Here is a 26269-nt window from a genome sequence, read left to right as displayed (position 1 = left end):
CGCGCTACAACCTGGACAACAACTTCATCATCAGCAACTACTCCACCAGTTCCGACGTGCTGGTGATCATGGTCAAGACGCCGTCCGAGAGCTGTTCGATCCACTCGACCATGGCGCCGATCGACGAGTTGATGTGGACCATGGAGAACACCCCCGGCGTGCAGTCGGCGATCTCCCTGGTGACCGTGTCCAAGCAAGTGATCAAGGGCATGAACGAGGGCAGCCTGAAATGGGAGACCCTGTCGCGCAACCCGGACATCCTCAACAACTCCATCGCCCGCGCCGACGGCCTGTACAACGCCGACTGCTCGCTGGCACCGGTGCTGGTGTTCCTCAACGACCACAAGGCCGAGACCCTCGAGCGCGTCACCGCGGCGGCCAAGGCCTTTGCCGACACCCACGACAAGGAAGGCTTGCAGTTCCTGTTGGCGGCGGGTAACGCCGGCATCGAGGCGGCCACCAACGAGGTGATCAAGTCGGCCGAGCTGACCATCCTGATCCTGGTGTACATCTGCGTGGCGGTGATGTGCATGATCACCTTCCGCTCCTTCGCCGCGACCCTGTGCATCGTGCTGCCGCTGGTGCTCACCTCGGTGCTGGGCAACGCCCTGATGGCCTTCATGGGCATCGGCGTGAAGGTCGCCACCTTGCCGGTGGTGGCACTGGGCGTGGGCATTGGCGTGGACTACGGCATCTACATCTACAGCCGCCTGGAAAGCTTCCTGCGTGCTGGCCTGCCGTTGCAGGAGGCCTACTACGAAACCCTGCGCTCCACCGGCAAGGCGGTGCTGTTCACCGGCCTGTGCCTGGCCATCGGCGTGTGCACCTGGATCTTCTCGGCCATCAAGTTCCAGGCCGATATGGGCCTGATGCTGACCTTCATGCTGCTGTGGAACATGTTCGGTGCCCTGTGGCTGCTGCCGGCGCTGGCGCGGTTCCTGATCAAGCCGAGCAAGCTGGCGGGCAAGGAGGGTGGGTCGATCTTCGCCCACTGATACCCTGTACCGCTGTGCATGAGGCCGCTCCTATCTGTGGGAGCGGCCTTGTGTCGCGATTGGGCTGCGCAGCGGCCCCGGCTGTATAATGGCCACCTTTTCCCATCAGGTGCCCCCATGACCACCCTCGCCACCGCCCTCGCTGCCAGCGACATGCTGCTGATCGACGGCCTGCATGCCTTCGACTTCACTTTCGATGCCACCGGCCTTGCCATCGAATGCATGGACGGCCGTCAGCTGCGCCGCTGGCATTTCACCCCCGAGCAGGTCGCCGCCGCCCAAGGCGCGGGCGAGGACTGGTGCCTGCAAGATGCCGAAGGCGAGCATCGTCTAGTCTGTATGAGTGCCTTGCGCGCCCCGGAAGACGACGATGAACAAGAACACCTGGACGAGCCTGCTGACCGCTAGCCTGATGGCCCTGATGGCTGAAACCCACGCAGCGACCCTGCTGGTGGGCAGCTACACCGACGGCCAGAGCCAAGGCATCTACCGCTACAACTTCGATACCCAGCGCGGGCAGATCGACGCCACGCCGCAGCAGGTCATCAAGAGCGTCAGCCCCTCCTGGCTGGTGCTGTCCGCTGACCAGCGCCAATTGTTCGCAGTCAACGAAACCGCCCAGGGCCAGGTCAGCAGCTTCGCGATCGACGCCAAGGGCGTGATCAAGCCGCTGAACCAGGTGCCTAGCAAGGGCGATGAACCAACCCACGCCAGCCTCAGCCACGACCAGCGCTACCTGTTCGTGGCCAGCTACGCCGTTGCCCCCGACCCGGGCGGCAGCCTGGTGGTGTTGCCGGTGGCGCGCGATGGCAAGCTCCAGAGTGCCGTCCAGCAATTGCGTCATGCGCCGAGCAAGGTCAATGCCGAGCGCCAGGCCGGTGCCCATGTGCATTCGCTGGTGTTGTCGCCCAATGGCCGACACCTCTACGCCAGCGACTTGGGGGCGGACAAGGTATTCATCTACCGCTATGACGGAGCCAGCACCGCGCAGCCTCTGAGCCCGGCGATTCCTGCCTCCGTCAGCCTGCCGCCTGGCAGCGGGCCGCGCCACCTCCTGTTCGATGCCAAGGGGCTACACGCCTACCTGACCCTGGAAATGAGTGGTGAAGTGGTGATGTTCGATGTGCAGGAGGCGGCACTGATCGAGCGCCAGCGCCTGCCCCTGAGCGAAAGCCAGGACGCGGCGGCAAAAGCCAGCGGTGGCTTGCATCTGTCTGCGGACGGGCGCTTCCTCTACGTCAGCAACCGTGGCACGGCCAACCAGATCGTGGTCTACACCATGGGCGAGAAAGACGGCCAGCTGAGCCTGTTGCAACGACGCTCGACAGAGGGCAACCACCCACGCGAGTTCACCCTGGACCCTAGCGGCAACTTCCTGCTGGTGGCCAACCAGAAAAGCGACCAGATCGTGGTGATGCGTCGCGACCCACGTACCGGCAAGCTTGGCGAAACGGTGCAACGCCTGCCCCAGGCGGCACCCTCGGACCTGAAGTTCATTGACTAATTATCAATCGGCGTGATGTTCGGTACTTCTGTAATGAATTTTTACAAGTCCTGACAGGGGCGTAGGTTTGACCCAAGGCCTTTACCGGCCGCTGTCAAACCACCGAAGTCGAGGATAGTCCCATGAATTTCAATCTCTTCCCGGTCATTGCCGCTTCCGCCATTTCCGCCTCCGTCGTCCTGCCGGCCCATGCCCAGGTCGAGAGCCGCGGTACATCGTCCAGCACCCACAGCTACACCGAGAAATACCTGCAACAGAGTGCGCACTTCCATGCGGCGCTCAATGGCAAGAGCGCTCACTGAAACGTGCGAAAAACCTGGTAATAGCACATCGCCATGTGATTGAATTTGACGCTGGTTTATTGACTCACCTGGGGTGAAGCATATGTGGCGTCTTGTGGCGGTTTTGGTATTGCTGATGTCGTCGCCGATCCTGGCGATTTGAAGGTTTTTTCGTGCTGATGGTTCAGCGAGCCATAACGGCCTTGAACAGATCCGACGCAAGCCACCCTTGCAACCAGCTCCGCAACCGCGGGTAAGGCGCCTCGGCGAACCATTCGGGTTCGACCCCGGCAAACTGGCGCAACAGTGGCAATAGCGCGGCATCGGCCAGGCTTGCGTGTTGGGCGAACAAGTAGGGCCTGCCGTCGAGCAGGCCCTCCAGTTCCGCCAGCCAGGGTTCTGCCTGCTCCCGATAATGCGCTCGGGAATGTGCCGGGTAGCGTTCGGCATATTTGTACAGGTTCACCTGGACCTTGAAGTCCTGGTCGTTACGCGCGATCAGGGCCTTGGCGTGTTGCGCCGCCAACGGGTCGGCAATCAAACGCCAATCCTCGGGGTCATGCTGCTCCAGCGCCCAGCGCATGATATCCAGGCTTTCCTCCAGCACCTCTTCCCCGGTATCGAGCACCGGCACCGTGCCCTTGGGCGACAGCGCCAGCAGCTCGGCGGGCTTGTGCTTCATCTGCACTTCATGAACCTGCACCTCGCAGCCGGCATAGCGCAGCGCCAGGCGTGCGCGCATGGCCCACGGGCAGCGGCGGAACGAATAGAGGATCACCCGCAGACCTCCACCTCGCTCAAACCATTGCCCTGGCGCCGCACTTGGATCTGCACCGGAATCCGCTCGTGCATCTCCTGCACGTGGGAAATCACCGCCACCTTGCGGCCCTGGGCCTGGAGGCCGTCGAGGGCGTCCATGGCCAGTTGTAGCGACTCGGGGTCGAGGCTGCCGAAGCCTTCGTCGATGAACAGCGACTCGATGCGCAAGGTGCTGGACGCCATCGACGCCAGGCCCAGTGCCAGGGCCAGGGAAACCAGGAAGGTCTCACCGCCCGACAGCGAGTGCACCGAGCGCAACTCATCGCCCATTTCAGTATCCAGCACCAGCAGGCCCAGGGCACTGCCACCGCGTTTGAGGCGGTAGCGCCGGGCCAGTTGGCGCAGTTGGCCGTTGGCGTGGTGCAACAGCAGGTCGAGGTTGTAGCCCTGGGCGATCTTGCGGAATACATCGCCCGAGGCCGAGCCGATCAAGGCGTTCAGCCGTGCCCAGCGCTGCCACTCGGCATAGGCCTGGGCGATGGCCTCGGCCAGTGCCTGGTGCGCCTGCTGGCGGCGTTGGTCGTCGGCCTGGCGGGCGCGCAGCTCGGCGCAGGCCTGCTCATGGCCGAGCAATTGCTCGCGCAGGGCGGCCAGTGCGGTGTCCAGGTCGTCGCCGGGGAGTTCTGCGTTGGCCTGGGCCCTGTGCTGCTGTAGGCGCTGCTCGCGCTCCTGAAGCAGTACGCGGCCCTGTTCCAGCGCTTTTTCTGCGCCTTGCAGGCGCTGGCGCAACTCGCCCACCTGGGCGTCGTCCATGGCCAGCAGGCGATCGAGGCCGTGGTCGTCCAGCTCGGGGTGTTCGGCGCGCCACTGGGCGATCTGCCCCTGCAACTGCTGGTGCTCTTGTTCCAGGGCGTGCTGGCGGGTGATGTTGGCCTTGAGCTCGCCGGCCAGGCGTACCCCCTGGGTGCGCGCCTCCTGCAACTGCGTGGCAGTGTCGGCCTCGGCTGCGCGGGCCTGTTCGACCTGCTGCTCCAGGTGCTGCTGCCAGTCTTCGGCGCGTGGTTGTTCGCCGAGCAGTTCGGCCAGGGTGTTGCGGGTGCTGTCTAGCTGTGTGGCCTGGGTATCGAGCTGTTGTTGCAACTCCTGCTGGCGCTGCACGCGGGCTTGATGCTGGTCGCGCAGGCGTTCGAGCTGTTGCTCGCGCTGTTGCAGCGCTTGCTGTTCATCCTTTTGCTGGTCGAGCTGCTGCAAACGCTGGGTGACTTGCTGGTCCAGTGCCATGAAGGTGTGGGCCGGGTCGTCGCGTAGCGCCTGTAGCCGGTCAGGTGGCAGCAGGGTGGCAAAGTCGGCAAGCGCCTGCTCCAGGCGCTCCTGGTCGGCGGCCAGGGCCTGGTGCTGTTGCTCCAGGTTGCGCTGAGCCTGCTGCTGGGCGTCGCTGGCGGCCTGCACCTGCTGGTTCAGGCGGGCGGCGTCTTTTTGCAGGGTCAGCAGGGTCGACTGGCGTTGCTCGTCGCGGGTGATTTCCTGTTCCAGGCGCTGCAACTGGGCGCTTAGCCAGGCGCTGCGGGCCTTGTCGTCATGGGCCTGGAGTGCTGGCCACAGGGTGTGGGCGGCCAGTTGCTCGGCCAGCGGTTGCAGCTGCTCGGCCAGTTGCGCCTGCTGGTGCTGGTATTCCTTGACCTGGCCGTTGACCACGCCAACCTGGGTACGCAGCTCGATCAGGCGGGTGTTGAGCTGTTCCACCTGCGCCACGGCGCCAGCTTCCTCGGCCTGGTCGTGCTGGCCGAGGCTGTGCAGCAGCGCCTCGGGCTGATGGAAGGGGTGCTCGGCGCTGCCGCACACCGGGCAGGGTTCACCGTCTTGCAACTGCGCGCGCAACTCTTCGACGCTGGCGCTGCGGGCCAGGCGCTGGCGTTCCAGCAGTTGCCGGGTCAGCGCCAGGGCCTGCTCGGCGGCTTGCAATTGGGCCTTGGCCGCAGTGCCTTCGCCGATCAGTTGCTGGCGCTGCTGCAAGGCCTGTTGCTGGCGTTCGCCCAGGCTATCGATGCCTTGTTGCAGCTCCTGCTCGCGGCTGTGCAGGCGCGACAGTTCTTCCACCGCGCGCTGCTGCTTGCGGTTGTCCTGCAGCATGCCGCCCAGCAGGCCCAGTTGTTCGGCCAGGGCGTGGGGTTCGGCGGCGGCTTCGCGGAACAGCACCTCGAGGGCATCGCGCTGCTCTTGCAACTGGGCGTTGGCCTGGCTGGCCTGGGCTTGCAGGCTGGGCAGTTCTTCGCGGCCCTTGGCCTGCCGGCTGGCCACTTGCAGCACCTGCTGGAGCTGGCCGCGATAAGCCGGCCAGGCCTGGTCGAAGGCTGCCAGGGGGTCGCTGTCGGACAGTGCGGTGTCGATTTGTGCCAACTGCTGTTGGCTGCGTTGCTGCTGTTCGTCGAGCTGTTGCAGCTGCGCGTGCAGTTCCTGGCTGGACTGCTCGGCCTGCGCAGCGGTGTCGCGCAGCTTGCCCTGTTCCTGCTCCAGGCGCGCCAAGGTGTTCTGCTCGGCGAAGGCCTGGCGCAGCTTCGGGGCGCTCTCGGTGAGGTTGGCCTGCGCCTGCTCCAGGGCTTGGCGAGCGCCGACCTGCGCCTGCTCCAGCTGCTCGGTGCGGGAATGCAGCTCGGCTTGCTGGCGCTGTTGTTCGTCCAATTCGCTGGCCAAGGGCGCCAATTGGTCGGCCAGGGCCTGCTGGCGGTGGAACTGGTGACGCTGCGGCGCCAGGCGCTCCAGGCGTTGCAGGTCAAGGCGCTGGTCGGCTAGTTGCTGCCAGTCGTGTTCGGCGTTTTTCAGCGTCTGGCCCGCTTCGTTGTGCTGGGCCTGCAATTGACGCTGTTCTTCGAGCCAGGTGCGCTGCTGTTCGAGCTGGCGCTCGCGGGCCTGGTCGGCCTTGAGCTGCTGCTGCGCCTGCTCGAGCTCCAGGTCCAGCGCGGCGCGGGCGTCGCTTTCCATCGGCAGCAGGTGCTCGGCTTGCTGCTTGAGGCTGTTGTGTGCCTCGGCGGCTTCGCGGGCCTTGCTGAACGCTTTTTGCCCCAGACGCGTATAGATAGCGGTGTTGGTGAGCTTTTCCAGCAGTTCGCTGCGCTCGCGATCGTCGGCCTTGAGGAAGGCGCTGAACTCGCTCTGGGCCAGCATCACCGCGCGGGTGAACTGCTCGAAGTTCAGCCCCAGGCGCGTTTCGACCAGTTGCTTGTAGTCGTTCTTGCCGCTGGCCAGCAATTGTTCGCCGTCCAGATCAAAGAAGCTCTGGCGGCTGTGCTGCAACTTGCCGTTGGCCTTGTCGCGGGCGCGGTTGGCTTCCCAGCGGGCGCGGTAGCGCTTGCCATCGATGCCGACGAAGTCGACTTCGGCAAAGCCGCTGCCGGTGCCGCGTCGTAGCAGGTTGCGTGGGTCATAGGTGGGAATCTCGCCGTCGGCGTCCGGCACCTTGGCTTCGCGACCGATGTCGTTGAGCCGTGGCACGGTGCCGAACAGCGCCAGGCACAGGGCATCGAGCAGGGTGCTTTTGCCTGCGCCAGTGGGGCCTGTGATGGCGAACAGGCCGGCGCTGGCCAGGGGTTCGGCGGTAAAGTCGATTTCCACGGGGCCGGCGAGGGAGGCCAGGTTCTTCAGGCGGATGGCCAGGATCTTCATGGCTGCTCCTCCAGTTGCACGTCCTGCAGCAGCAGGGCGAAGTCGGCCAGCACCTGGTCGTCGGCGGGGTTGCCGTAGGCTTGCTCCCAGGCACGGCTGAACAGGTCCTGCGGGGTCATCTGGCTGAGCTCGACGAACTCCAGCGAGTCGTCGTCCTGCGCGTTGCGACCGGCATATTCGGCACTGATGCGCACCAGGCGCACGGCCTTGCCGTGCAGTGCCGTCTCGATTTGCTGGCGCAGGTCGGGCTGCGGCTCGTCCAGGCGTACGCGCACTTCCAGCCAGGGTTGGCGGTTGGGGTCGTCGAGCAGGTCGACCACCGGCAGCTCGGCCAACTGCTCCAGCAGCTGCGCCAGGGGCGCCGGGCCGACCCGTTGCAGGGCCACGGCACGCGGTACCAGGCGTGGCTCCACGCTGACCAGCTCAGCACCGTTCAACTCCACCTCCAGCACCTGGTGTGGGTAGTTGATTTCGGCGAACGACAACGGAATGGGCGAGCCGCTGTAGCGGATGCGTGCCTCGCGGTTGACCTTCTGCGGCTTGTGCAGGTGGCCGAGGGCGACGTAGCCGATGGCCTTGTCGAACAAGCGCGCTGGCAGCGCCTCGGCGTTACCGATGATCAGGCTGCGCTCGGAGTCCTCCGACACCGATCCACCGGCCATGTGCGCGTGGCTGATGGCGACCAGCGCCTGGCCCTTCTTGCGCTTGGCCAGGGCGGCGGCGGTCAGTTGCTGGTGCACCTGGGTGATGCCTTGCAGGTAGTCGTCGCCCAGTTGCGGCCCAGTGACTTCCGCCGGGCGCAGGAACGGCAGGGCCAGGCACCAGGCGGCGACCTTGCCGCGTGCGTCGGTGAGCGGAATCAGCAGCCGCTCGGCGTCGAGCTGGCCTTCGTCGAGCCAGTGCACCCGGCCCAGCGCGTGGGTGCGCAGACGGCGCATCAGCGCGGCGGGCAGTTCGATGCGCGAGCCGGAGTCGTGGTTGCCGGCGATCATCACGATGTCCAGCTTGGGCTGTTGTTCGTGGGCCTGGACGATGAAGTCGTAGAGCCGCTCCTGGGCTTTGACCGGCGGGTTGACGGTGTCGAAGAGGTCACCGGCGATCAGCAGCGCGTCCGGTTGGCGCAGGCGTAACTGGCCGAGCAGCCAGTCGAAGAAGCAGGCGTGTTCGAAGTCGCGTTCCTGGCCGTGCAGGCTTTGGCCCAGGTGCCAGTCGGAGGTGTGAAACAGACGCATGGAGGATCCGTTGGATGGGGGCAGGGGGGCTATCAAGCGAGGGCGGTATGGTAACCCAAGCGCATCCTTCGCGAATCACCCCTGCAAGCAAGCCTATTTGGGGTAGAGCGGCGGCAGGTTTCCGCTTTCCGCCGTTGGTGCCAGTTCCTGCTCAGCCGGCGGAATAGTCCCAATCGCCCGCCACAACTCATCCCCATGCCAGTTCTGCCCACCCTCGCTATACAAGGCCCCATTCAACCCATCCAGCGCATCCGACAACGGCACGAAGCGCGCGGCCATCTCGGCCAGGGTCTGCGGCTGCTGGCGCGCCCAGGCATCCAGGGCCTGGCGCGTGGCATGCGGGTCGTTGGCCTGGCACGCACGCTTGAGGTCATCGAGCAAGGTACGTGGGCTCGGCCCACTCTGCGCCGCGCGCAACACCGCTGGCCGCGAGCGGGCACGCCACCACAGGGTGAAGCCGAGCAGATTGCCCAGCGCCAGCACCAGGGTCGCCAGTTGCCAAGGCCACAGTAGGGTAGAGCCGCTGTTGGCGGCGCCCACCGGGGTGTCGGCGCTCAGTGCCGGGTTGTCTTCCACGTTCAGGCTGCGTGCCGGCAGGCTGCTGTGCTCCAGGTGGTCCTCGCGGGTATTCCACCAAGTGACTTCCAGCGCAGGCAATTGCAGGTTGCCGCTGTGGGTCGGCACCAGTGCCTCGCGCTCTTCGCGGTTGGCGGTCATGCCGCGGTCGCTGATTTCGTTGCGCAGCACCGGTTGGTCCGGGTAGCGGCGCAAGCCGCGCGCCTCGGTGGCCGGCAGCGGCGGTAGCTGGGTACTGGACAAGCCTTCGGCGCGCAGGGTGATGCTGCGGGTCAGGGAGTCGCCGATTTGCGTCGTCTGGTTGCCCGGGTCGGGGTTCCAGCGCTCCTCCAGGCTCAGGCTGCGTGCCGGCAGCCAGGGCAGGTTGGCCGGCCAGGCATCGGGAATGGCACGGACCCGCAGGTGCAGGGGCAGCGAGCTGACCTGCACCTGGCGCCCGACCCGCGAGGTGCCGGGTGTGGGCGGGGAGCTGTCGGCTGCGGTGGCGGTGAAGGTCAGCGGCGGGATGTCGAGGCTGCCACTTTGCAGCGGATAGACCGCGTAGCGGGTCTCGATCACGCCATGGCGCACGCCGTTGATTTCCTTCTCATAGGTGCGCGACTCGCCCAATGGCTCGACCTTGGCGCCTTCGAGCTGCAAGGGGCTGAGGCTGCTGTCGTCGTACAGCGAAACCGAATGGTAGATACGCAGGGTTAGCACCGCCTGGGCCTGAACATACACCTCGGTGTTGTCCAGGGCGGCTTCGATGAACACCTGCGAGGCACTTTCCGGGCGGTTGGCGTCCGGTTGCAGCACCTGCAACTCAATGCCCTGGCTGCGCGACTGGCCCAACTGCAACTCGGGAATGCGCAAGCTGCCGCTGCGCTTTGGCAACAGGGTGATGATCCAGCGTGTGCTGGCGCGGGTTTCACCGTCGAGGGTGTGCAAGCTGTTGAGCTGGCGAGTGCCGCGCACCTCGAAGTCGCCCTCCAGGGCGCTCAGGTCGGGCTTGCCGAACAGCGTGACGTCCTGGCTTTCCAGGGTCAGCTCGAGGGTTTCGCCGGCTTCCACCCGGGTGCGGTCGATGCTGGCCTGCAGTGCGGGTTGCGCCTGGGCCAGGGAGAGCCAGAGAAGGCTGAGGAGAAGGACGCCGAGGCGACTCATCGTGGGGTTTCCTGATGCAGTTGCTGTTCGTACCAGAATTTGCGTCGCAACAGCTGGGCCGGGTTGTCGGGAATTTCCCGCAACCATTGTTCCAGGGCCTGGCGCTGTTCTGCGTCCAGGGCGGTCGAGGCTGGACGTGACGGTGGCTGGGTGGCGCTGTCGTCATCGCCGGCCTGGTTGCCGGGTGGTGCCGGGTGGTTCTGCGAGCTCTCGCCCGCTTGCTGGGCCTGGGCCTGTTCGTCGTCGCCGGGCGTGCCCTGGTTGGGGTTGCTGGTGGAGCTGCTGTTGCCGTCGGTCTCGTTGCCCGGCGTGCCTTGCGCATCACTGCCGGAGGGTTGCGCCTCGGCCTTGGCCTGGCGCTGTTGCAGGGCTTGCTCGACCAGGGCCTGGTTGTCCAGCGCCGCTTGCAGGTCGGGCTGGTACTCCAGGGCCTGATCGTAGGCGTCCAGCGCGGCTTCCAGTTCACCGGCACGGGCCAGGGCATTGCCTCGATTGTAGTGCGCTGGCGCGTCGTTGCCTTGGGCGAATGCCTGGGCTGCGGCGGCGAAATCACCGGCCTGGTACAGCGCAAGGCCCTGCCATTGCGGGTTCTCGAAGTGCCGGGCGGCCTCGGCGGGGCGCTGCTGCTCCAGCAGGCGCTGGCCGCGCTGGTCGGGGCGCCACCACAGGTCCTGGAACTCGAAGGCCTGGCTCGGCTGCGGCAGTGCCAGCAGCAGCGGCAGGCAGAACAGCCAGCCCCGTCGGCCGGCGCAGGCGGCCAGCAGCAACAGCGGTAGCAGCAGCCAGTAGCCTTGGTCGGCCCAGCTGTCCAGTTGCAGGGTCTGGCCGTCGTTGCGCAGGCTGCTCGGGTTGTCGAACAGGCCCAGGCCGCGCAGGTCGAGGTCGTCGATGCGGGCGTGGCGATAGCGCCCACCGGTTTCGCTGACGAAGCGCCTGAGCGCGGTGCTGTCCAGGCGCGGCACCAGGATGGCACCTTGCGCGTCCTTGAGGAATTCACCGTTGGCCTGGCGCACTGGCGCACCATCGGCGCTGCCTACGCCCAGCATCAGCAGCGGCGGTCCTTGGCGGCCCATGGCCTGGCGGATGCCTTGCTGTTCCTGCGGGCTCAGGGCCGAGCCGATCAGCAACAGGCGACCCTGGCCCAGGCCGCTCTGGGCCAGCAGCGCCAGGCCCTTGCGCACGGCCAGGTCGGCGCGTTGGCCCGGTTGCGGCATGATCGACGGGTCGATGGCTTCGAGCAGGTTACGGGTGGTGCCCAGGTCGTCCGACAGCGGCACCAGGGTATGTGCGCTGCCGGCATAGACCACCAGCGCGGTCTGGCTATCGCGGCGGTGTTCGAGCAGGTCGAGGATCTTGCGCCGCGCTTGCTCCAGGCGATAGGGCGGGCTGTCCTCGGCGAGCATCTGTGGGGTCAGCTCGAGCAGGATCACCAGCGGGTCGGCCGGGCGCTGGCGGGTTTCCTCCAGGCGCTGCCAGCTCGGGCCGAGCAGGGCCAGCACCACCAGCAGCCAGGCCAGGCCGAGGGCGACCCAGGGCAGTTTGCTGGTGCTGCCGCGGCCACCGCCCAGCAGCACACTGTGAAATGCCTGTGGCAGGATCAACTGCCAGCGGCCGGCGCGCTTGCGCCGATGCCACAGCTTGAACAGCAACCAGCCCAGCAGCGGCACTACCAGCAGCCACAGCGGGCGCAGCCAATGCGGCCATAAATCGATCATCGCCGCCTCCTCAAGCGCAGGCGCTTCAGGCGCTCGCGCCATTGTGGGTGGGGTTGCAGGAAGCGCGGGCGGCGCAGCAGGCGTTGCAGCAGGTTGTCCGGCCACTGCACGGCAATCACCAACAATACGCTGAGCAGCAGTGCCAGGGCCAAGGGCCAGGCATACAGCGCCTTGGCGGTGCGGGCCTGGGTCGGCTGCTGGGCGACCGGCTCCAGTTCATCGAGGGTATCGCCGATGGCATTCAGCTCGGCGCCGTCATGGGCACGGAAGTAGCGGCCCTGGGTCAGCTCGGCGATCTCCCTGAGCGAGGCTTCGTCCAGGTCCAGGCTCGGGTTCAGGCCCAGCAGGCCGGGGGTGCCGCTGGCCTCGGGGTCGGCACCGATGCCGATGGTGTAGATGCGTACCCCTTCCTGGGCAGCCAGGCGTGCGGCGGTCAGGGGGTGGATCTGCCCGCCGTTGTTGGCGCCGTCGGTGACCAGCACCAGAACCCGGCTCTGTGCCGGGCGCTGGCGCAGGCGCTTGACAGCCAGGCCAATGGCGTCGCCGATGGCGGTGTTCTTGCCGGCGATGCCGATCTGCGCTTCGTCGAGGAAGGTGCGCACGGTGCGTCGGTCGAAGGTCAGGGGCGCTTGCAGGTAGGCTTCGCTGCCGAACAGGATCAGGCCGACCCGGTCGCCCTGGCGGTCCTGGAGGAAGTCGCCGAGCAGCGCCTTGACCAGTTCCAGGCGGCTGAGTTCGTCGCCCTGCCATGGCATGTCGGGGAAGTCCATGGAGCCGGACACATCCACGGCCACCAGCAGGTCACGGCCGCTGGCGGCCACCGGCACCGGCTCGCCGAGCCACTGCGGGCGCGCTGCGGCCAGCAGCAGGAGCAGCCAGATCACCACGAAGGGGGCCTGCTGGCGCCAGGTTGGCAGGTTCAGGCGCGCGCGGCGCCCGGCCAGGCCTTCCAGTTCGCTCAAAAAGCCCACCTTGAGCACCGGCTCGCCACTGTCGGCGGCCGGCAGCACCAGGCGCATCAGCCAGGGCAACGGCAGCAGCAGGAAGATCCACGGCCAGGCCAGTTCAAACATGCTTGCGAATCCAGGTTTCGACCGCCTGGGCCAGCCCGCTGATGGCCTTGTCGTCGAGCTTGCACTCGGGCTTGTAGGCGCCCTCTACCAGCACCATCCAGCGGGTCAGGCCGGCGGCTGGGCAGCGGTTGTCGAGAAACGCCAGCCACTGGCGGCCGTTGAGGGTATGGCTGTTGGCACCGGGGTAGTGGCTGCGGCACAGGCGCTTGAGCAGGGCGTTGATCTTTTGCAGCCAGGCTCCGGCCGGGGCGCCGTCGTAGGGGCGCGGCAGGCGTGCAAGCTCGGCCAGCGCTTCCAGGCGCACCGGGTCCAGTGGCTGCTCGGCGCGTACGATGCGGCGCTTGCCAGGCCGCCAGCGGCGCAGGCGCCAGAGACCCCAACCCAGCAATGGCAGCAGCACCAGCAAGGCCCACCAGCCGGGTGCCGGCGGCCACAGGCCGATGGGCGCAGGGGCGATCAAGGGTTGCAGTTGGTCGAGCGGGTTCATCGGCCGCTCCCCGGGCGCTGGTTGAGGTACTCGCGCAGTTGCTCGATCATTTCGCTCTGGGTGCTCAGCGGCATCAGCAGCACCCGCAGTTTCTGCGCCAGCAGCTCCCAGCGCTCGATGCGTGCCTCGGCCTGCTGGTGGTAGTGCTGGCGCAGGTTGGCGTCCAGGGTATCGAGCTCAAGCTGCGCGCCGCGTTGGGCGAAGCGCAGCAGGCCGGCGGCGGGCAGGGCGTGGTCGAGTGGGTCGGACACCGGCAGCAGCAGCAGGTCGCAGTGGCGCGAGAGCATCGCCAGGTGCTGCTCGACCGCAGGGCTCAGGGCGCGCTCGTCACAGATGACGATGGCCAGGCTGCCGGGTCGCAGCACCTCGCGGGCGCGGCGCAGGGCCAGGCCCAGGCTGTCGGGCTGGGGCTTGGCCTCGGTGTGCAGCGACTGGTTGACCTTGGCCAGGCGGTTGAGCAGTTGCAGCAGGCTCTGCTTGCTGCGCCGCGGCTTGATTTCGTGGTGCTCGTGGTCGCCGAACACCAGGCCACCGATGCGGTCGTTGTGGCCCAGCGCCGCCCAGCCGAACAGCGCTGCGGCCTGGGCGGCAAGCACCGATTTGAACATCAGCCCGGAGCTGAAGAACAGCCGCTGGCTCTGCTCGACCAGGATGAAGATCGGCCGTTCGCGCTCTTCGTGGAACAGCTTGGTGTGCGGCTCCTGGGTGCGCGCGGTGACGCGCCAGTCGATGTTGCGCACGTCGTCGCCGGCCTGGTACACGCGCACCTGGTCGAAATCCACACCCCTACCACGCAGCTTGGAGTGGTGCAGGCCCACCAGCGGGCTGCGCTGGCCGGGCCGCGAGAACAGCTGGATCTCGCGCACGCGGTGGCGCATGTCGATCAGCTCGGCCAGGCCGATGCGGATGCCGGGTTCGGCCAGTGATGGGGTGGGCATGGGGTCAGGCGACGGCGACGACGTCGAGGATGCGCTGAACCACGCGGTCCTGGTCGATCCCGGCAGCTTCGGCCTCGAACGACAGGATCACCCGGTGGCGCAGCACATCGAACAGCACCGCCTGGATGTCCTCGGGGCTGACGAAGTCGCGCCCGGCCAGCCAGGCGTGCGCACGTGCGCAGCGGTCCAGGGCGATCGAGCCGCGGGGGCTGGCGCCGTAGGCGATCCAGTCGGCGAGCTCGGCGTCGAACTTGGCCGGGGTGCGGGTGGCCATCACCAGTTGCACCAGGTATTCCTCCACGGCATCGGCCATGTACAAGCCGAGGATTTCCTTGCGTGCGGCGAAGATTGCCTGCTGGCTGACCTGGCGCTCGGGCTTGACCTCGCCGCCCAGCGCTTCGCCACGTGCCTGCAGGAGAATGCGCCGCTCCACGGCGGCGTCGGGGAAGCCGATTTTCACGTGCATCAGGAAGCGGTCGAGCTGGGCTTCGGGCAGCGGGTAGGTGCCTTCCTGCTCGATCGGGTTCTGCGTGGCCATCACCAGGAACAGCGGCGACAGCTCGTAGGTGCTGCGGCCCACGCTGACCTGGCGCTCGGCCATGGCCTCAAGCAGCGCCGACTGCACCTTGGCCGGCGCGCGGTTGATTTCGTCGGCCAGTACCAGGTTGTGGAAGATCGGCCCTTGCTGGAACACGAAACTGCCGGTTTCCGGGCGATAGATCTCGGTGCCGGTGATGTCGGCCGGCAACAGGTCGGGGGTGAACTGGATACGATGGAACTGCGCCTCAATGCCCTCGGCCAGTTCCTTGATCGCCTTGGTCTTGGCCAGGCCCGGTGCGCCTTCAACCAGCATGTGGCCATCGGCGAGCAGGACGATCAGCAGGCGCTCGACGAGCTTTTCCTGGCCGAGGATCTGGGAGGAAAGAAAGGTGCGCAGCGCGATCAGCGCTTCACGGTGTTCCATCGTGGACGGTTCCTGGGAATAGGCCGGGGCGTGGCAGCGACTGTCGCCCAGGCAGGGGCTGATACTTTAATCCATCCGGGCCTGTGGCTACTAATGGGTGCAAGGAAATTTCTCTGGGGTAATCGCCATTTTTCCGATGTTTAAGGGTTTTCCTACTGGTTTGGTTGGCAATGCTTATTCCGTTGTTAGCGTGTTTCGCCTTCTTTTCAAGGTTTTGATAAGGAGGTATCGACATGTTTCAACAGGCCGAGCAGCCGTGCCCGGTACAACCCGTGGTAGTACGAGTGGGGGTGTTCTTCGATGGCTCAGGCAACAACCTGGCCAACAGCCTGACGGCAGGCGAGCGAACCGGCAGCTACGCCAATGCCCCAAGCAACGTGGCGTTGCTGCACGCGCTGTACCGTGCAAGCGCGAACGGGATACAGGGCCCGCACGGCATACTCTGCTTCAAGCTCTACATCGAGGGCATCGGTACTGCCGAAGGGCTGAACGATACACTCCATGGCCTGGTAACCGGGCGTGGTCATACTGGCGTCGAGGCGCGTGTACGCCAGTCCATGCAGCAGTTGGGGAGGCAGTTGCACGCTTGGCTCGGTGAGCACCCGCAGGTCGAGCTCAGTCATATCGAATTCGACCTGTTCGGCTTCAGCCGCGGCGCGGCGGCGGCCCGACACCTGGCCAACGACTTGCGCAAGGGCACAGGCAGCCTGCTGGGCCTGGCGCTGGGGGGGCGTGTTGGGCTGCAGTGGCAACGCCAGTTGTTCATCAACTTCATCGGCCTGTTCGACACCGTCGCAGCGATTGTCGCGCCGTTGGCCGGCAACTTCAGCCCAGCCAACGACAATTACGAAGGGCTGGCGCTCGAGCTCGACGAGACGCTGGCATCTCGGGTGGTGCAATTGGTAGCGGAGGATGAGGGGCGACATAACTTTCCTTTGGTCGCAACCCAGTGGGACATTTCTTTGCCGGGCGCCCATTCCGACATCGGCGGCGGCTACCGAGTGCGCGAGCAGGAGCGACAATTCCTGTGCAAACCCCGCTCCAGCCTGGTTTCGGCCAGCACGCCGATAGAGCGGACCCATGCCTATGCCGAGGTGCTTGAATTGCTAGGGGGGCTTGAATGCGCGTCAGAGCAGATCGTCACCTGGGAAGAGCTGCTGCCTGCGGCCCCGCACACGCAGGAAGAACCGCAAAAGCGCGCCTACGCGGTGCTATATCGGGAACGCGAGGTGCTGGGGCACCTTTCACGCATCTACCTGCGGATCATGCGGCAACTGGCGCTCGACAGCGGCGTGCCATTCGCCGTACTGGACGAGACCGACCCGTTGCACGCGTTGCCGGACGAGCTTCGGAACATCAGCCGCAAGCTGCATGACTACGCCTTGGGCCTTGCGGCTAACGGGGGCCTGACGCCCGAGGAGCAGAAGCTGCTGGGGGCGCGCTACATCCATCAGTCGGCGCACTGGAACCCGGTCAAGGGCCTGCGCAACAGCGAGCTGGACGCGTTCTACATCGACCGTCCCGCCGCTGCCGGGCGGGTGGTGCATGGTGTCGTGCAAGGCCATCGAACCTGAGTGCGGCAGTGGATAACGAAACAGCGTCTGGCACAAAGCACACACAATTCCACGTTGGCTGGAGGAAGTGACTGATCGGCCCTTGACCTGCCGCTGGCTTCTACTCGAACCCTCACACCGAGGAGTTTGCTATGAGAAGCGACGATATGAACGACCAGGGTCTGCCAACAATTACCTTGCGGGTGGGCGTATTTTTCGACGGGACGGGCAACAACCAAAGCAACAGCCCTATGAATTGTGTGCCCCCCTCGCCCGAGCAAACCGCTCAGGGCGGCAGCTATATCAATAGCGTCACCAATATCGGGCATTTGTATGATCGTTATGAGCGGACGATCGGAGCACTACCTACAGGCAGCCGCGAGGCCTTTCTCAAGTTGTATGTGGAGGGTATTGCAACCAAGGAAGGGCAGCCGGACTCGACCTACAGCTGGTATACCGGCATGGGCGAGTGGGGCGTGCGGGCGCGGGCCGAGCAAGCAGCGAAGAGCCTCGCCGAGCAATTGCAAGCAGCGTTGGCCGAGCGGCAGGTGAAAGTAGCCGGGCTGATGTTCGATCTTTTCGGTTTCAGCCGTGGCGCTGCCGCAGCCAGGCATTTTGCCAATGACCTGCTGAAGGCTGGCGACAGCCTGCTGGCCCAGGCACTGTCCGAACATTCGGCGTTGTTCGTGGCAGATTTTGACTGGCAATCGGGCCTGAGCGTCAGCTTCGTCGGGTTGTTCGATACGGTTGCTGCGATCGTTGACCCGATCGCAGGGGATTTCAGCCCAGCCAACGAGAAGAACGATAATTTGCAGCTGGGCCTGGATGCCACTTTCGAGAAGGTCGTGCAGTTGGTTGCAGGCGATGAGCATCGTGTCAATTACCCGCTGGTGCGCACGTCGAATGACATCGTACTGCCAGGGTGTCATGCCGATGTGGGCGGCGGCTACCCTTTGCGCATGACCGAGAAGGCGTACCTGTCAAAACCCTTCTACAGCAATGTGGACAGCGACACCCCAGCCCAGGACACCGACGCCTATGCGTCAGCGGCGGCCCTGCTGGCGGCCGAATATGCCGATTGCCCAGGCTATGAGCCACTCATCGAAGTTACCGAGCAACCCCGCCTGTTGGATGCGCTGGGCAAGCAGGTCAGTGCCGTGTTGTATCGCGAACGTGAAGTACTCGGGCATCTGGCGCTGATTCATCTGGAGGTCATGCACACGCTTGCCGTCGCCGCTGGCGTTCCATTGGTGATGCCGGGGCAAGTGCCGCAATGCCTGCATTTGCCCGCAGAACTGGAGGATATAGCTCGCAAGGTGCACGCTTACGCAGACGGCAGCACACCTGAGCTGGGCCTGAGCGATGATCAAAGGCATCTGCTGCGAGCACGCTACATCCATACCTCGGCGAACTGGAACCCTGGCCTGGGTGTTGAACTGCTACCGGGTGACCTGCTGTATTTCAACCGCCCGGCCGAAGGTGGACGAAAGGTCCAGCAAAACCGTTGAGACGCGCAGACGCTCAACGCTCTCTGACGTAGGTACCGGTGCCGTCGAGGATGTTGCGCAGCGTAAGTTCCACTTCTTCCAAGTCGCTGCCAGAGGAGGTCAGCAGGATCTCCAGCTGCTCATCGCCCTTGAGCGCGTCGCGGTCGCCCGGCGCCACTTCTATCAGCAGGCGCGAGGCGCTCAGGGTGACCTTCAGACCGTCGAGGGTCGAAGGTTCGTCGTCCAGGGTCAGGTCGACCGTGTCTTCGTCCGGGTAGCGGGTGAGCAGGAACATCTGGCCCTTGTCGCTGTGGCAGCACAGGGTCGCCATATTGTCTTCCTCGTCATCGCAGGGGGTGGCGAAGAGCAGGGCGGTTTTCAGTTGCATGGCGGGCTCGGGTCAAGGAAATGAAATGCGATTCTGCCAGTGTCGACAGGCGTTATAAACGCAATGTTACCGCCCCTTGACCGAATATGTCGCAGCGCTGCAAGCCGTGATGACCACTCAGTCGTTAAGCTGCCCAGTTGATGGGCACCCGTAAAGACACAGCCTGACGCAGTCGTCTTTGCAGATGCCCATTCCTGGAACGATGGACGTGTAGGTCACGTCCGACGCCTGGTTTCATGTCTTCCGCCTGGGGTTGGCTATCGTTGAACCCTGGACGGTGGACGCACGCGACGCTTCACCTATAACAAAGCCCAAGCGGAGTACCACAGATGGCGTTCTTCACCGCAGCCAGCAAAGCCGACTTCCAGCATCAACTGCAAGCGGCCCTGGCGCAGCACATCAGCGAACAGGCACTGCCACAAGTGGCGCTGTTCGCCGAACAGTTCTTCGGCATCATCTCTTTGGACGAACTCACCCAGCGCAGGCTTTCCGACCTGGCCGGCTGCACGCTTTCTGCCTGGCGCATCATCGAGCGCTTCGATGCCGCCGAACCTCAGGTGCGGGTCTACAACCCCGATTACGAACGCAACGGCTGGCAGTCGACCCACACCGTGGTCGAGGTGCTGCACCATGACCTGCCGTTCCTGGTCGACTCGGTACGCACCGAGCTGAACCGCCGCGGCTACAGCATCCACACCCTGCAAACCACCGTGCTGAGCGTGCGTCGCGGTGCCAAGGGCGAGTTGCTGGAGCTGCTGCCCAAGGGCAGCCAGGGCGAGGGTGTGCGCCACGAGTCGCTGATGTACCTGGAGATCGACCGCTGTGCCAACGCCACCGAACTGAACGTGCTGGCCCGCGAGATCGAGCAGGTGCTGGCCGAAGTGCGGGTGGTGGTCGCCGATTTCGACCCGATCAAGGCCAAGTTGCGCGAGGTGGTCGGGTTGGTCGAGCAGACCCCCTATGCCCCGGTTCAGCATGACAAGGCCGAAGTCACCGCGTTCCTGGAGTGGCTGCTGGACAACCACTTCACCTTCCTGGGTTATGAAGAATTCACTGTTCAGGCCAACGCCGAAGGCGGCCAGATGGTCTACGACGAGGCGTCGTTCCTGGGCCTGCCGCGTCGCCTGCGGGTGGGTCTGACCACCGAAGAACTGCGCATTGAAGATTACGCGGTCGCCTACCTCAACGAACCGCTGCTGCTGTCCTTCGCCAAGGCCGCGCTGCCCTGCCGCGTACACCGCCCGGCCTACCCGGACTACGTGTCGATCCGCCAGCTGGATGCCGACGGCAAGGTCATCAAGGAGCACCGCTTCATGGGCCTGTACACCACCTCGGTGTACGGCGAAAGCGTGCATGCCATCCCCTACATCCGCGTCAAGGTCGCCGAGGTCGAGCGCCGTTCCGGTTTCGATCCGAAGGCCCACCTGGGCAAGGAACTGGCCCAGGTGCTCGAAGTGCTGCCGCGCGACGACCTGTTCCAGACCCCGATCGACGAGCTGTTCAGCACCGCCATGTCGATCGTGCAAATTCAGGAACGCAACAAGATCCGCGTGTTCCTGCGCAAGGACCCATACGGTCGGTTCTGCTATTGCCTGGCCTACGTACCGCGTGAGGTCTACTCCACCGAAGTACGCCAGAAGATCCAGCAGGTGCTGATGGAGCGCCTGAAGGCCAGCGACTGCGAGTTCTGGACCTTCTTCTCCGAGTCGGTGCTGGCGCGCGTACAGCTGATTCTGCGGGTCGACCCGAAGAACCGCATCGACATCGACCCGCAGCAGCTGGAAAACGAAGTGATCCAGGCCTGCCGCTCGTGGCAGGACGACTACTCCGCCCTGGTGGTGGAGAACTTCGGCGAAGCCCAGGGCACCAACATCCTTGCCGACTTCCCCAAGGGCTTCCCGGCCGGTTACCGCGAGCGTTTTGCCGCGCACTCGGCGGTGGTCGACATGCAGCACGTGCTGGCGCTGTCCGACAGCAAGCCGCTGGCCATGAGCTTCTACCAGCCGTTGACCCAGCTGGGTGAGCGTCAGTTGCACTGCAAGCTGTACCACGCCGACACCCCGCTGGCGCTGTCCGACGTGCTGCCGATCCTGGAAAACCTCGGCCTGCGCGTGCTCGGCGAGTTCCCCTACCGCCTGCGCCACGCCAATGGCCGCGAGTTCTGGATCCACGACTTCGCCTTCACCTACAGCGAAGGCCTGAGCCTGGATATCCAGCAGCTCAACGACACCCTGCAGGATGCCTTCATCCATATCGTCCAGGGCGACGCCGAGAACGATGCCTTCAACCGTCTGGTGCTGACCGCCGGCCTGCCATGGCGCGACGTGGCGCTGCTGCGCGCCTACGCCCGCTACCTCAAGCAGATTCGCCTGGGCTTTGACCTGGGCTACATCGCCAGCACCCTGAACAACCATACCGACATCGCCCGCGAGCTGACCCGGTTGTTCAAGACCCGCTTCTACCTGGCGCGCAAGCTCACCCAGGAAGACCTGGACGACAAGCAGCAACGCCTGGAGCAGGCCATTCTCAGCGCCCTGGACGACGTCCAGGTGCTCAACGAAGACCGCATCCTGCGGCGCTACCTGGACCTGATCAAGGCCACCCTGCGCACCAACTTCTACCAGCCGGATGCGAACGGGCAGAACAAGTCGTACTTCAGCTTCAAGTTCAACCCGAAACTGATCCCCGAGCTGCCCAAGCCGGTGCCGAAGTTCGAGATCTTCGTCTACTCGCCACGGGTCGAAGGCGTGCACCTGCGCTTCGGCAACGTCGCCCGCGGCGGCCTGCGCTGGTCGGACCGCGAGGAAGACTTCCGCACCGAAGTGCTTGGCCTGGTCAAGGCGCAGCAGGTGAAGAACTCGGTGATCGTGCCGGTCGGCGCCAAGGGCGGCTTCCTGCCGCGCCGCTTGCCACTGGGTGGCAGCCGCGACGAGATCGCCGCCGAGGGCATCGCCTGCTACCGCATCTTCATCAGCGGCCTGCTCGACATCACCGACAACCTCAAGGATGGCGGCGTGGTGCCGCCGGCCAACGTGGTGCGTCACGATGACGACGACCCCTACCTGGTGGTGGCGGCCGACAAGGGCACCGCGACCTTCTCCGACATCGCCAACGGCATCGCTATCGACTACGGCTTCTGGCTGGGCGACGCCTTCGCCTCCGGCGGCTCGGCCGGCTACGACCACAAGAAGATGGGCATCACTGCCCGTGGCGCATGGGTGGGTGTGCAGCGTCACTTCCGCGAGCGCGGCATCAACGTGCAGGAAGACCCGATCACCGTGGTCGGTATCGGCGACATGGCCGGCGACGTGTTCGGCAACGGCCTGCTGATGTCCGACAAGCTCAAGCTGGTGGCGGCGTTCAACCACCTGCACATCTTCATCGACCCGAACCCGGAGCCGGCCAGCAGCTTCGCCGAGCGCCAGCGCCTGTTCGACCTGCCGCGCTCGGCCTGGAGCGACTACGACACCAGCATCATGTCCGAAGGCGGCGGGATCTTCCCGCGCAGCGCCAAGAGCATCGCCATCAGCCCGCAGATGAAAGAACGCTTCGCCATCGACGCCGACCGCCTGACGCCTACCGAACTGCTGCATGCCCTGCTGCAAGCACCGGTGGACCTGCTGTGGAACGGCGGTATCGGCACCTACGTCAAGGCCAGCAGCGAAAGCCATGCCGACGTCGGCGACAAGGCCAACGACGCCCTGCGGGTGAACGGCAACGAGCTGCGCTGCAAGGTGGTGGGCGAGGGCGGCAACCTGGGCATGACCCAGCTGGGCCGTGTCGAGTTCGGCCGCAACGGTGGTTCGGCCAACACCGACTTCATCGACAACGCCGGTGGCGTGGACTGCTCCGACCACGAGGTCAACATCAAGATCCTGCTCAACGAAGTGGTGCAGGGTGGCGATATGACCGAGAAGCAGCGCAACCAGCTGCTGGGCAGCATGACCGACGAAGTCGCGTCCCTGGTGCTGGGCAACAACTACAAGCAGACCCAGGCGCTGTCGCTGGCTGCCCGCCGCGCCCGCGAGCGGATCGCCGAGTACAAGCGCCTGATGGCCGACCTGGAGTCGCGTGGCAAGCTTGACCGCGCCATCGAGTTCCTGCCGTCCGAGGAGCAACTGGCCGAGCGCCTGGCCGCAGGCCAGGGCCTGACCCGTGCCGAGCTGTCGGTGCTGATCTCCTACAGCAAGATCGACCTCAAGGAGCAGCTGCTCAAGTCGCTGGTGCCGGACGACGACTACCTGACCCGCGACATGGAAACCGCGTTCCCGCCGTCGTTGGTCAGCAAGTTCGCCGAGGCCATGCGTCGCCACCGCCTCAAGCGCGAAATCGTCAGCAACCAGATCGCCAACGACCTGGTCAACAACATGGGCATCACCTTCGTGCAGCGCCTGAAGGAGTCCACCGGCATGAGCCCGGCCAACGTCGCCGGAGCCTATGTGATCGTGCGGGACATCTTCCACCTGCCGCACTGGTTCCGCCAGATCGAGGCGCTGGACTACCAGGTTCCGGCCGAGATCCAGCTGGCCCTGATGGACGAGCTGATGCGCCTGGGCCGCCGTGCTACCCGCTGGTTCCTGCGCAGCCGTCGCAACGAGCAGGATGCCGGCCGCGACACCGCGCACTTCGGGCCGAAGATCGCCCAGTTGGGCCTGAAGCTCGACGAGCTGCTCGAAGGCCCGACCCGCGAGCGCTGGCAGCAACGCTACCAGGGTTATGTCGAGGCCGGTGTGCCAGAACTGTTGGCGCGCATGGTCGCAGGCACTTCGCACCTGTACACCCTGTTGCCGATCATCGAGGCCTCGGACGTCACCGGTCACGAGCCGGCGCAGGTGGCCAAGGCGTTCTTCGCCGTGGGCAGCGCGCTGGACCTGACCTGGTACTTGCAGGAAATCAGCAACCTGCCGGTGGAGAACAACTGGCAGGCCCTGGCCCGCGAGGCGTTCCGCGACGACATCGACCTGCAGCAGCGCGCCATCACCATTTCCGTGTTGCAGATGACCGATGCGCCTGAAGACATGGACGCCCGCGTGGCCCTGTGGGCCGAGCAGCACCGGGTGATGGTCGAGCGCTGGCGCGCCATGCTCGACGACCTGCGCAACGCCACCGGCACCGACTATGCGATGTACGCGGTAGCCAACCGCGAGCTGGTCGACCTGGCGCTGAGCGGGCAGTCGGTGGTGATACCGTCCTGAGCCCTGCGCTGAAATGAAAAAGCCCCGGCAGTGATGCCGGGGCTTTTTTGTTTGGCCCTATCGCGGGGCTACTTGAACCGCCGCTCCACCCCTTTCTCCACGAGGATCTTCGCGGAGATCTCTTCCACCGAGAAATGCGTGGAGTTGATGTTGGGAATGTTCTCCCGGCGGAACAGGTTCTCCACCTCGCGCACCTCGAACTCGCACTGGGCAAAGCTCGAATAGCGGCTGTTGGGCTTGCGCTCGTGGCGAATGGCCGTGAGGCGGTCGGGGTCGATGGTCAGGCCGAACAGCTTGTTGTGGTGCTTCTTCAGCACCGCTGGCAGCTGCAGGCGCTCCATGTCGTCCTCGGTCAGCGGGTAGTTGGCCGCGCGAATACCGAATTGCATGGCCATGTACAGACAGGTTGGCGTTTTGCCGCAGCGCGACACACCGACCAGGATCAGGTCGGCCTTGTCGTAGTAATGGGTGCGGGCGCCATCGTCGTTGTCCAGGGCGAAGTTGACCGCCTCGATGCGTTCCATGTAGTTGGAATTGCCGCCGATCGAATGGGACTTGCCCACGGAATACGACGAATGGGCGGTCAATTCCTGCTCGAGCGGGGACAAAAACGTCGAGAAGATGTCGATCATGAAGCCATTGGAGGTGGCCAGGACTTCGCGGATGTCCTGGTTGACGATGGTGTCGAAGATGATCGGGCGCACCCCGTCGCGCTCGGCGGCGGCGTTGATCTGCTGGACCATGGTCCGCGCCTTGTCGAGGGTATCGATGTAGGGGCGGGTGAATTTGTTGAACGGAATGCTATCGAATTGCGCAAGCAGGCTTTGACCCAGGGTTTCGGCCGTGATGCCGGTACCATCGGAGATGAAGAACGCAGTTCGTTTCATTTGTACCCTGAGCCTTAAGCTGCCGAATGTTTCTGGATATGATAGGTTCGGTTTGCCGAACGTGGTCGTTCGGCATTCTGCCATATTTTGCGAACCTATTTTCCAGGTCCAGGCCACAAGCGCCCGGCCCAGTCGGCAGAGCCGGCAGGCGAGCGCCCTTGAGCTTTCCAACACAGTTATTGGAGACATCACCTTGGTTGAGTACGTAGTTTCCCTCGATAAGCTCGGCGTCCATGATGTGGAGCATGTGGGGGGCAAGAACGCATCCCTGGGCGAGATGATCAGTAACCTCGCAGGCGCCGGTGTCTCGGTGCCAGGCGGTTTTGCCACTACGGCCCAGGCGTACCGCGATTTTCTCGAGCAAAGTGGCCTGAACGACCGCATCCACGCGGCGCTCGATGCGCTGGACGTCGATGACGTCAACGCCCTGGCCAAGACCGGCGCGCAAATCCGCCAATGGGTCATGGAAGCCGAATTCCCGGCGCGCCTGGACGCCGAAATTCGCACCGCCTTCGCTGCGATGTCCAATGGCAACGACAACATGGCCGTGGCCGTGCGTTCCTCGGCCACCGCCGAAGACCTGCCGGACGCCTCGTTCGCTGGCCAGCAGGAAACCTTCCTGAACATCCGTGGCGTCGACAACGTGATCCGGGCGGCCAAGGAAGTGTTCGCCTCGCTGTTCAACGACCGCGCCATCTCCTACCGCGTACACCAGGGCTTCGATCACAAGCTGGTGGCGCTGTCGGCTGGCGTGCAGCGCATGGTGCGTTCGGAAACCGGTACTGCCGGCGTGATGTTCACCCTCGACACCGAGTCGGGCTTCCGTGACGTGGTGTTCATCACCGGCGCCTACGGCCTGGGTGAAACCGTGGTGCAGGGTGCGGTCAACCCTGACGAATTCTACGTGCACAAACAAACCTTGCAGGCCGGTCGCCCGGCGATCCTGCGTCGCAACCTGGGCAGCAAGGCGATCAAGATGGTCTATGGCGAAGAAGCCAAGGCCGGTCGTTCGGTCAAGACCGTCGAGGTCGACCGTGCCGAGCGTGCGCGCTTCTGCCTGAGCGATGCCGAAGTCAACGAGCTGGCCAAGCAGGCCATGATCATCGAGCAGCACTACCAGCGCCCGATGGACATCGAGTGGGCCAAAGATGGCGATGACGGCAAGCTGTACATCGTCCAGGCGCGCCCTGAGACCGTGAAGAGCCGTTCCAGCGCCAACGTCATGGAGCGCTACCTGCTCAAGGAAAAAGGCACTGTACTGGTCGAAGGCCGGGCCATTGGCCAGCGCATCGGCGCCGGCAAGGTGCGGGTGATCAACGACGTTTCGGAAATGGACATCGGGAGGAACACATGCCATACCGTCTGCTGTGCCTGGCCCTGCTTCCCTTCGCCCTGGCCGCCTGCCAGGGCACCAACCCGTACGTGGCAAGCT

19 protein-coding genes are annotated in these 26269 nt (G+C 65.0%); 8 read left to right on the top strand and 11 right to left on the bottom strand.

Translation table 11 applies throughout. From position 1 onward, the window contains the following. The 4 genes from ACQKPE_RS19950 to ACQKPE_RS19935 form a co-directional block, all read left to right on the top strand. Positions 1-995 (top strand): efflux RND transporter permease subunit (locus ACQKPE_RS19950; RefSeq protein WP_427668341.1); only part of this gene is annotated, 995 nt, incomplete at its 5' end. 117 nt (positions 996-1112) lie between these two features. Continuing rightward, positions 1113-1403, top strand: coding sequence for a DUF5629 family protein (locus ACQKPE_RS19945; RefSeq protein WP_427668340.1), 291 nt, complete (start codon positions 1113-1115; stop codon positions 1401-1403). Continuing rightward, positions 1366-2499, top strand: a complete 1134-nt coding sequence (locus tag ACQKPE_RS19940) for a lactonase family protein (RefSeq protein ID WP_427668339.1) — start codon at positions 1366-1368, stop codon at positions 2497-2499. Before ACQKPE_RS19945 ends, ACQKPE_RS19940 begins: the two co-directional genes overlap by 38 nt. A 122-nt stretch (positions 2500-2621) precedes the next feature. Continuing rightward, the gene (locus ACQKPE_RS19935) at positions 2622-2801 is read left to right on the top strand and encodes a hypothetical protein (protein WP_427668338.1); all 180 of its coding nucleotides are present in this window, start codon (positions 2622-2624) and stop codon (positions 2799-2801) included. A 163-nt stretch (positions 2802-2964) separates the two neighbouring features. Here the strand turns inward: ACQKPE_RS19935 and ACQKPE_RS19930 are convergent, their stop codons facing one another. From ACQKPE_RS19930 to ACQKPE_RS19890, 9 genes are all read right to left on the bottom strand, one after another. Continuing rightward, positions 2965-3558, bottom strand: a complete 594-nt coding sequence (locus tag ACQKPE_RS19930; RefSeq protein ID WP_427668337.1) for a glutathione S-transferase N-terminal domain-containing protein — start codon at positions 3556-3558, stop codon at positions 2965-2967. Beyond that, entirely contained in the window at positions 3555-7199 is a 3645-nt protein-coding gene (locus ACQKPE_RS19925; protein WP_427668336.1) for an AAA family ATPase, read from the bottom strand. Before ACQKPE_RS19925 ends, ACQKPE_RS19930 begins: the two co-directional genes overlap by 4 nt. After that, the gene (locus ACQKPE_RS19920; protein WP_427668335.1) at positions 7196-8431 is read right to left on the bottom strand and encodes an exonuclease SbcCD subunit D C-terminal domain-containing protein; all 1236 of its coding nucleotides are present in this window, start codon (positions 8429-8431) and stop codon (positions 7196-7198) included. Before ACQKPE_RS19920 ends, ACQKPE_RS19925 begins: the two co-directional genes overlap by 4 nt. Positions 8432-8524: 93 nt before the next feature. Next, positions 8525-10150 (bottom strand): BatD family protein, encoded by a 1626-nt coding sequence (locus ACQKPE_RS19915; RefSeq protein WP_427668334.1) that lies wholly within the window; start codon positions 10148-10150, stop codon positions 8525-8527. Next, positions 10147-11865, bottom strand: coding sequence for a tetratricopeptide repeat protein (locus tag ACQKPE_RS19910; RefSeq protein ID WP_427668333.1), 1719 nt, complete (start codon positions 11863-11865; stop codon positions 10147-10149). The genes ACQKPE_RS19915 and ACQKPE_RS19910 overlap by 4 nt, the downstream gene beginning before the upstream one ends. After that, on the bottom strand, positions 11862-12938 hold the full coding sequence (locus ACQKPE_RS19905; RefSeq protein ID WP_427668332.1) for a vWA domain-containing protein: 1077 nt from the start codon (positions 12936-12938) through the stop codon (positions 11862-11864). The genes ACQKPE_RS19910 and ACQKPE_RS19905 overlap by 4 nt, the downstream gene beginning before the upstream one ends. Further along, positions 12931-13425, bottom strand: a complete 495-nt coding sequence (locus tag ACQKPE_RS19900) for a DUF4381 domain-containing protein (protein WP_427668331.1) — start codon at positions 13423-13425, stop codon at positions 12931-12933. Before ACQKPE_RS19900 ends, ACQKPE_RS19905 begins: the two co-directional genes overlap by 8 nt. Beyond that, positions 13422-14363 carry a DUF58 domain-containing protein gene (locus ACQKPE_RS19895; protein ID WP_427668330.1) on the bottom strand — a complete coding sequence of 314 codons (942 nt, stop codon included), beginning with the start codon at positions 14361-14363 and terminating at the stop codon, positions 13422-13424. The genes ACQKPE_RS19900 and ACQKPE_RS19895 overlap by 4 nt, the downstream gene beginning before the upstream one ends. Positions 14364-14367: 4 nt before the next feature. After that, positions 14368-15327, bottom strand: a complete 960-nt coding sequence (locus ACQKPE_RS19890; protein ID WP_427668329.1) for an AAA family ATPase — start codon at positions 15325-15327, stop codon at positions 14368-14370. Between the two features lie 233 nt (positions 15328-15560). Here ACQKPE_RS19890 and ACQKPE_RS19885 point away from each other — a divergent pair, with 233 nt between their 5' ends. Further along, positions 15561-16901 carry a T6SS phospholipase effector Tle1-like catalytic domain-containing protein gene (locus ACQKPE_RS19885; protein WP_427668328.1) on the top strand — a complete coding sequence of 447 codons (1341 nt, stop codon included), beginning with the start codon at positions 15561-15563 and terminating at the stop codon, positions 16899-16901. Between the two features lie 131 nt (positions 16902-17032). Next, positions 17033-18388: a T6SS phospholipase effector Tle1-like catalytic domain-containing protein gene (locus ACQKPE_RS19880; protein ID WP_427668327.1), complete on the top strand. Its 1356-nt coding sequence runs from the start codon at positions 17033-17035 to the stop codon at positions 18386-18388. 13 nt (positions 18389-18401) lie between these two features. Here the strand turns inward: ACQKPE_RS19880 and ACQKPE_RS19875 are convergent, their stop codons facing one another. Further along, the gene (locus tag ACQKPE_RS19875; RefSeq protein WP_427668326.1) at positions 18402-18755 is read right to left on the bottom strand and encodes a hypothetical protein; all 354 of its coding nucleotides are present in this window, start codon (positions 18753-18755) and stop codon (positions 18402-18404) included. Positions 18756-19084: 329 nt separating this feature from the next. Here ACQKPE_RS19875 and ACQKPE_RS19870 point away from each other — a divergent pair, with 329 nt between their 5' ends. Further along, a complete protein-coding gene (locus ACQKPE_RS19870) occupies positions 19085-23950 on the top strand; it encodes an NAD-glutamate dehydrogenase (protein WP_427668325.1) in 4866 nt (1621 codons plus the stop codon). Between the two features lie 68 nt (positions 23951-24018). On the opposite strand, the gene ppsR is transcribed toward ACQKPE_RS19870, so the two are convergent. After that, a complete protein-coding gene (ppsR, locus tag ACQKPE_RS19865) occupies positions 24019-24837 on the bottom strand; it encodes a posphoenolpyruvate synthetase regulatory kinase/phosphorylase PpsR (protein ID WP_427668324.1) in 819 nt (272 codons plus the stop codon). Positions 24838-25030: 193 nt separating this feature from the next. Here ppsR and ACQKPE_RS19860 point away from each other — a divergent pair. Further along, positions 25031-26269 (top strand): PEP/pyruvate-binding domain-containing protein (locus ACQKPE_RS19860; RefSeq protein WP_427668323.1); only part of this gene is annotated, 1239 nt, incomplete at its 3' end.

Origin of the sequence: Pseudomonas sp. NPDC089554, from assembly GCF_050280645.1 — a bacterium.
Lineage (GTDB): Bacteria > Pseudomonadota > Gammaproteobacteria > Pseudomonadales > Pseudomonadaceae > Aquipseudomonas.
The sequence above is the reverse complement of the archived record's forward strand: the minus strand, read 5'-3'. Positions and strand labels throughout refer to the sequence as shown.

Excerpts from the sequence above, each read along its gene's own strand:
- ACQKPE_RS19945 (WP_427668340.1), top strand. The coding sequence starts at position 1,113 with ATGACCACCCTCGCCACCGCCCTCGCTGCCAGCGACATGCTGCTGATC.
- ACQKPE_RS19940 (WP_427668339.1), top strand. The coding sequence starts at position 1,366 with ATGAACAAGAACACCTGGACGAGCCTGCTGACCGCTAGCCTGATGGCC.
- ACQKPE_RS19935 (WP_427668338.1), top strand. The coding sequence starts at position 2,622 with ATGAATTTCAATCTCTTCCCGGTCATTGCCGCTTCCGCCATTTCCGCC.
- ACQKPE_RS19925 (WP_427668336.1), bottom strand. The coding sequence starts at position 7,199 with ATGAAGATCCTGGCCATCCGCCTGAAGAACCTGGCCTCCCTCGCCGGC.
- ACQKPE_RS19920 (WP_427668335.1), bottom strand. The coding sequence starts at position 8,431 with ATGCGTCTGTTTCACACCTCCGACTGGCACCTGGGCCAAAGCCTGCAC.
- ACQKPE_RS19915 (WP_427668334.1), bottom strand. The coding sequence starts at position 10,150 with ATGAGTCGCCTCGGCGTCCTTCTCCTCAGCCTTCTCTGGCTCTCCCTG.
- ACQKPE_RS19910 (WP_427668333.1), bottom strand. The coding sequence starts at position 11,865 with ATGATCGATTTATGGCCGCATTGGCTGCGCCCGCTGTGGCTGCTGGTA.
- ACQKPE_RS19905 (WP_427668332.1), bottom strand. The coding sequence starts at position 12,938 with ATGTTTGAACTGGCCTGGCCGTGGATCTTCCTGCTGCTGCCGTTGCCC.
- ACQKPE_RS19900 (WP_427668331.1), bottom strand. The coding sequence starts at position 13,425 with ATGAACCCGCTCGACCAACTGCAACCCTTGATCGCCCCTGCGCCCATC.
- ACQKPE_RS19895 (WP_427668330.1), bottom strand. The coding sequence starts at position 14,363 with ATGCCCACCCCATCACTGGCCGAACCCGGCATCCGCATCGGCCTGGCC.
- ACQKPE_RS19890 (WP_427668329.1), bottom strand. The coding sequence starts at position 15,327 with ATGGAACACCGTGAAGCGCTGATCGCGCTGCGCACCTTTCTTTCCTCC.
- ACQKPE_RS19885 (WP_427668328.1), top strand. The coding sequence starts at position 15,561 with ATGTTTCAACAGGCCGAGCAGCCGTGCCCGGTACAACCCGTGGTAGTA.
- ACQKPE_RS19880 (WP_427668327.1), top strand. The coding sequence starts at position 17,033 with ATGAGAAGCGACGATATGAACGACCAGGGTCTGCCAACAATTACCTTG.
- ACQKPE_RS19875 (WP_427668326.1), bottom strand. The coding sequence starts at position 18,755 with ATGCAACTGAAAACCGCCCTGCTCTTCGCCACCCCCTGCGATGACGAG.
- ACQKPE_RS19870 (WP_427668325.1), top strand. The coding sequence starts at position 19,085 with ATGGCGTTCTTCACCGCAGCCAGCAAAGCCGACTTCCAGCATCAACTG.
- ppsR (WP_427668324.1), bottom strand. The coding sequence starts at position 24,837 with ATGAAACGAACTGCGTTCTTCATCTCCGATGGTACCGGCATCACGGCC.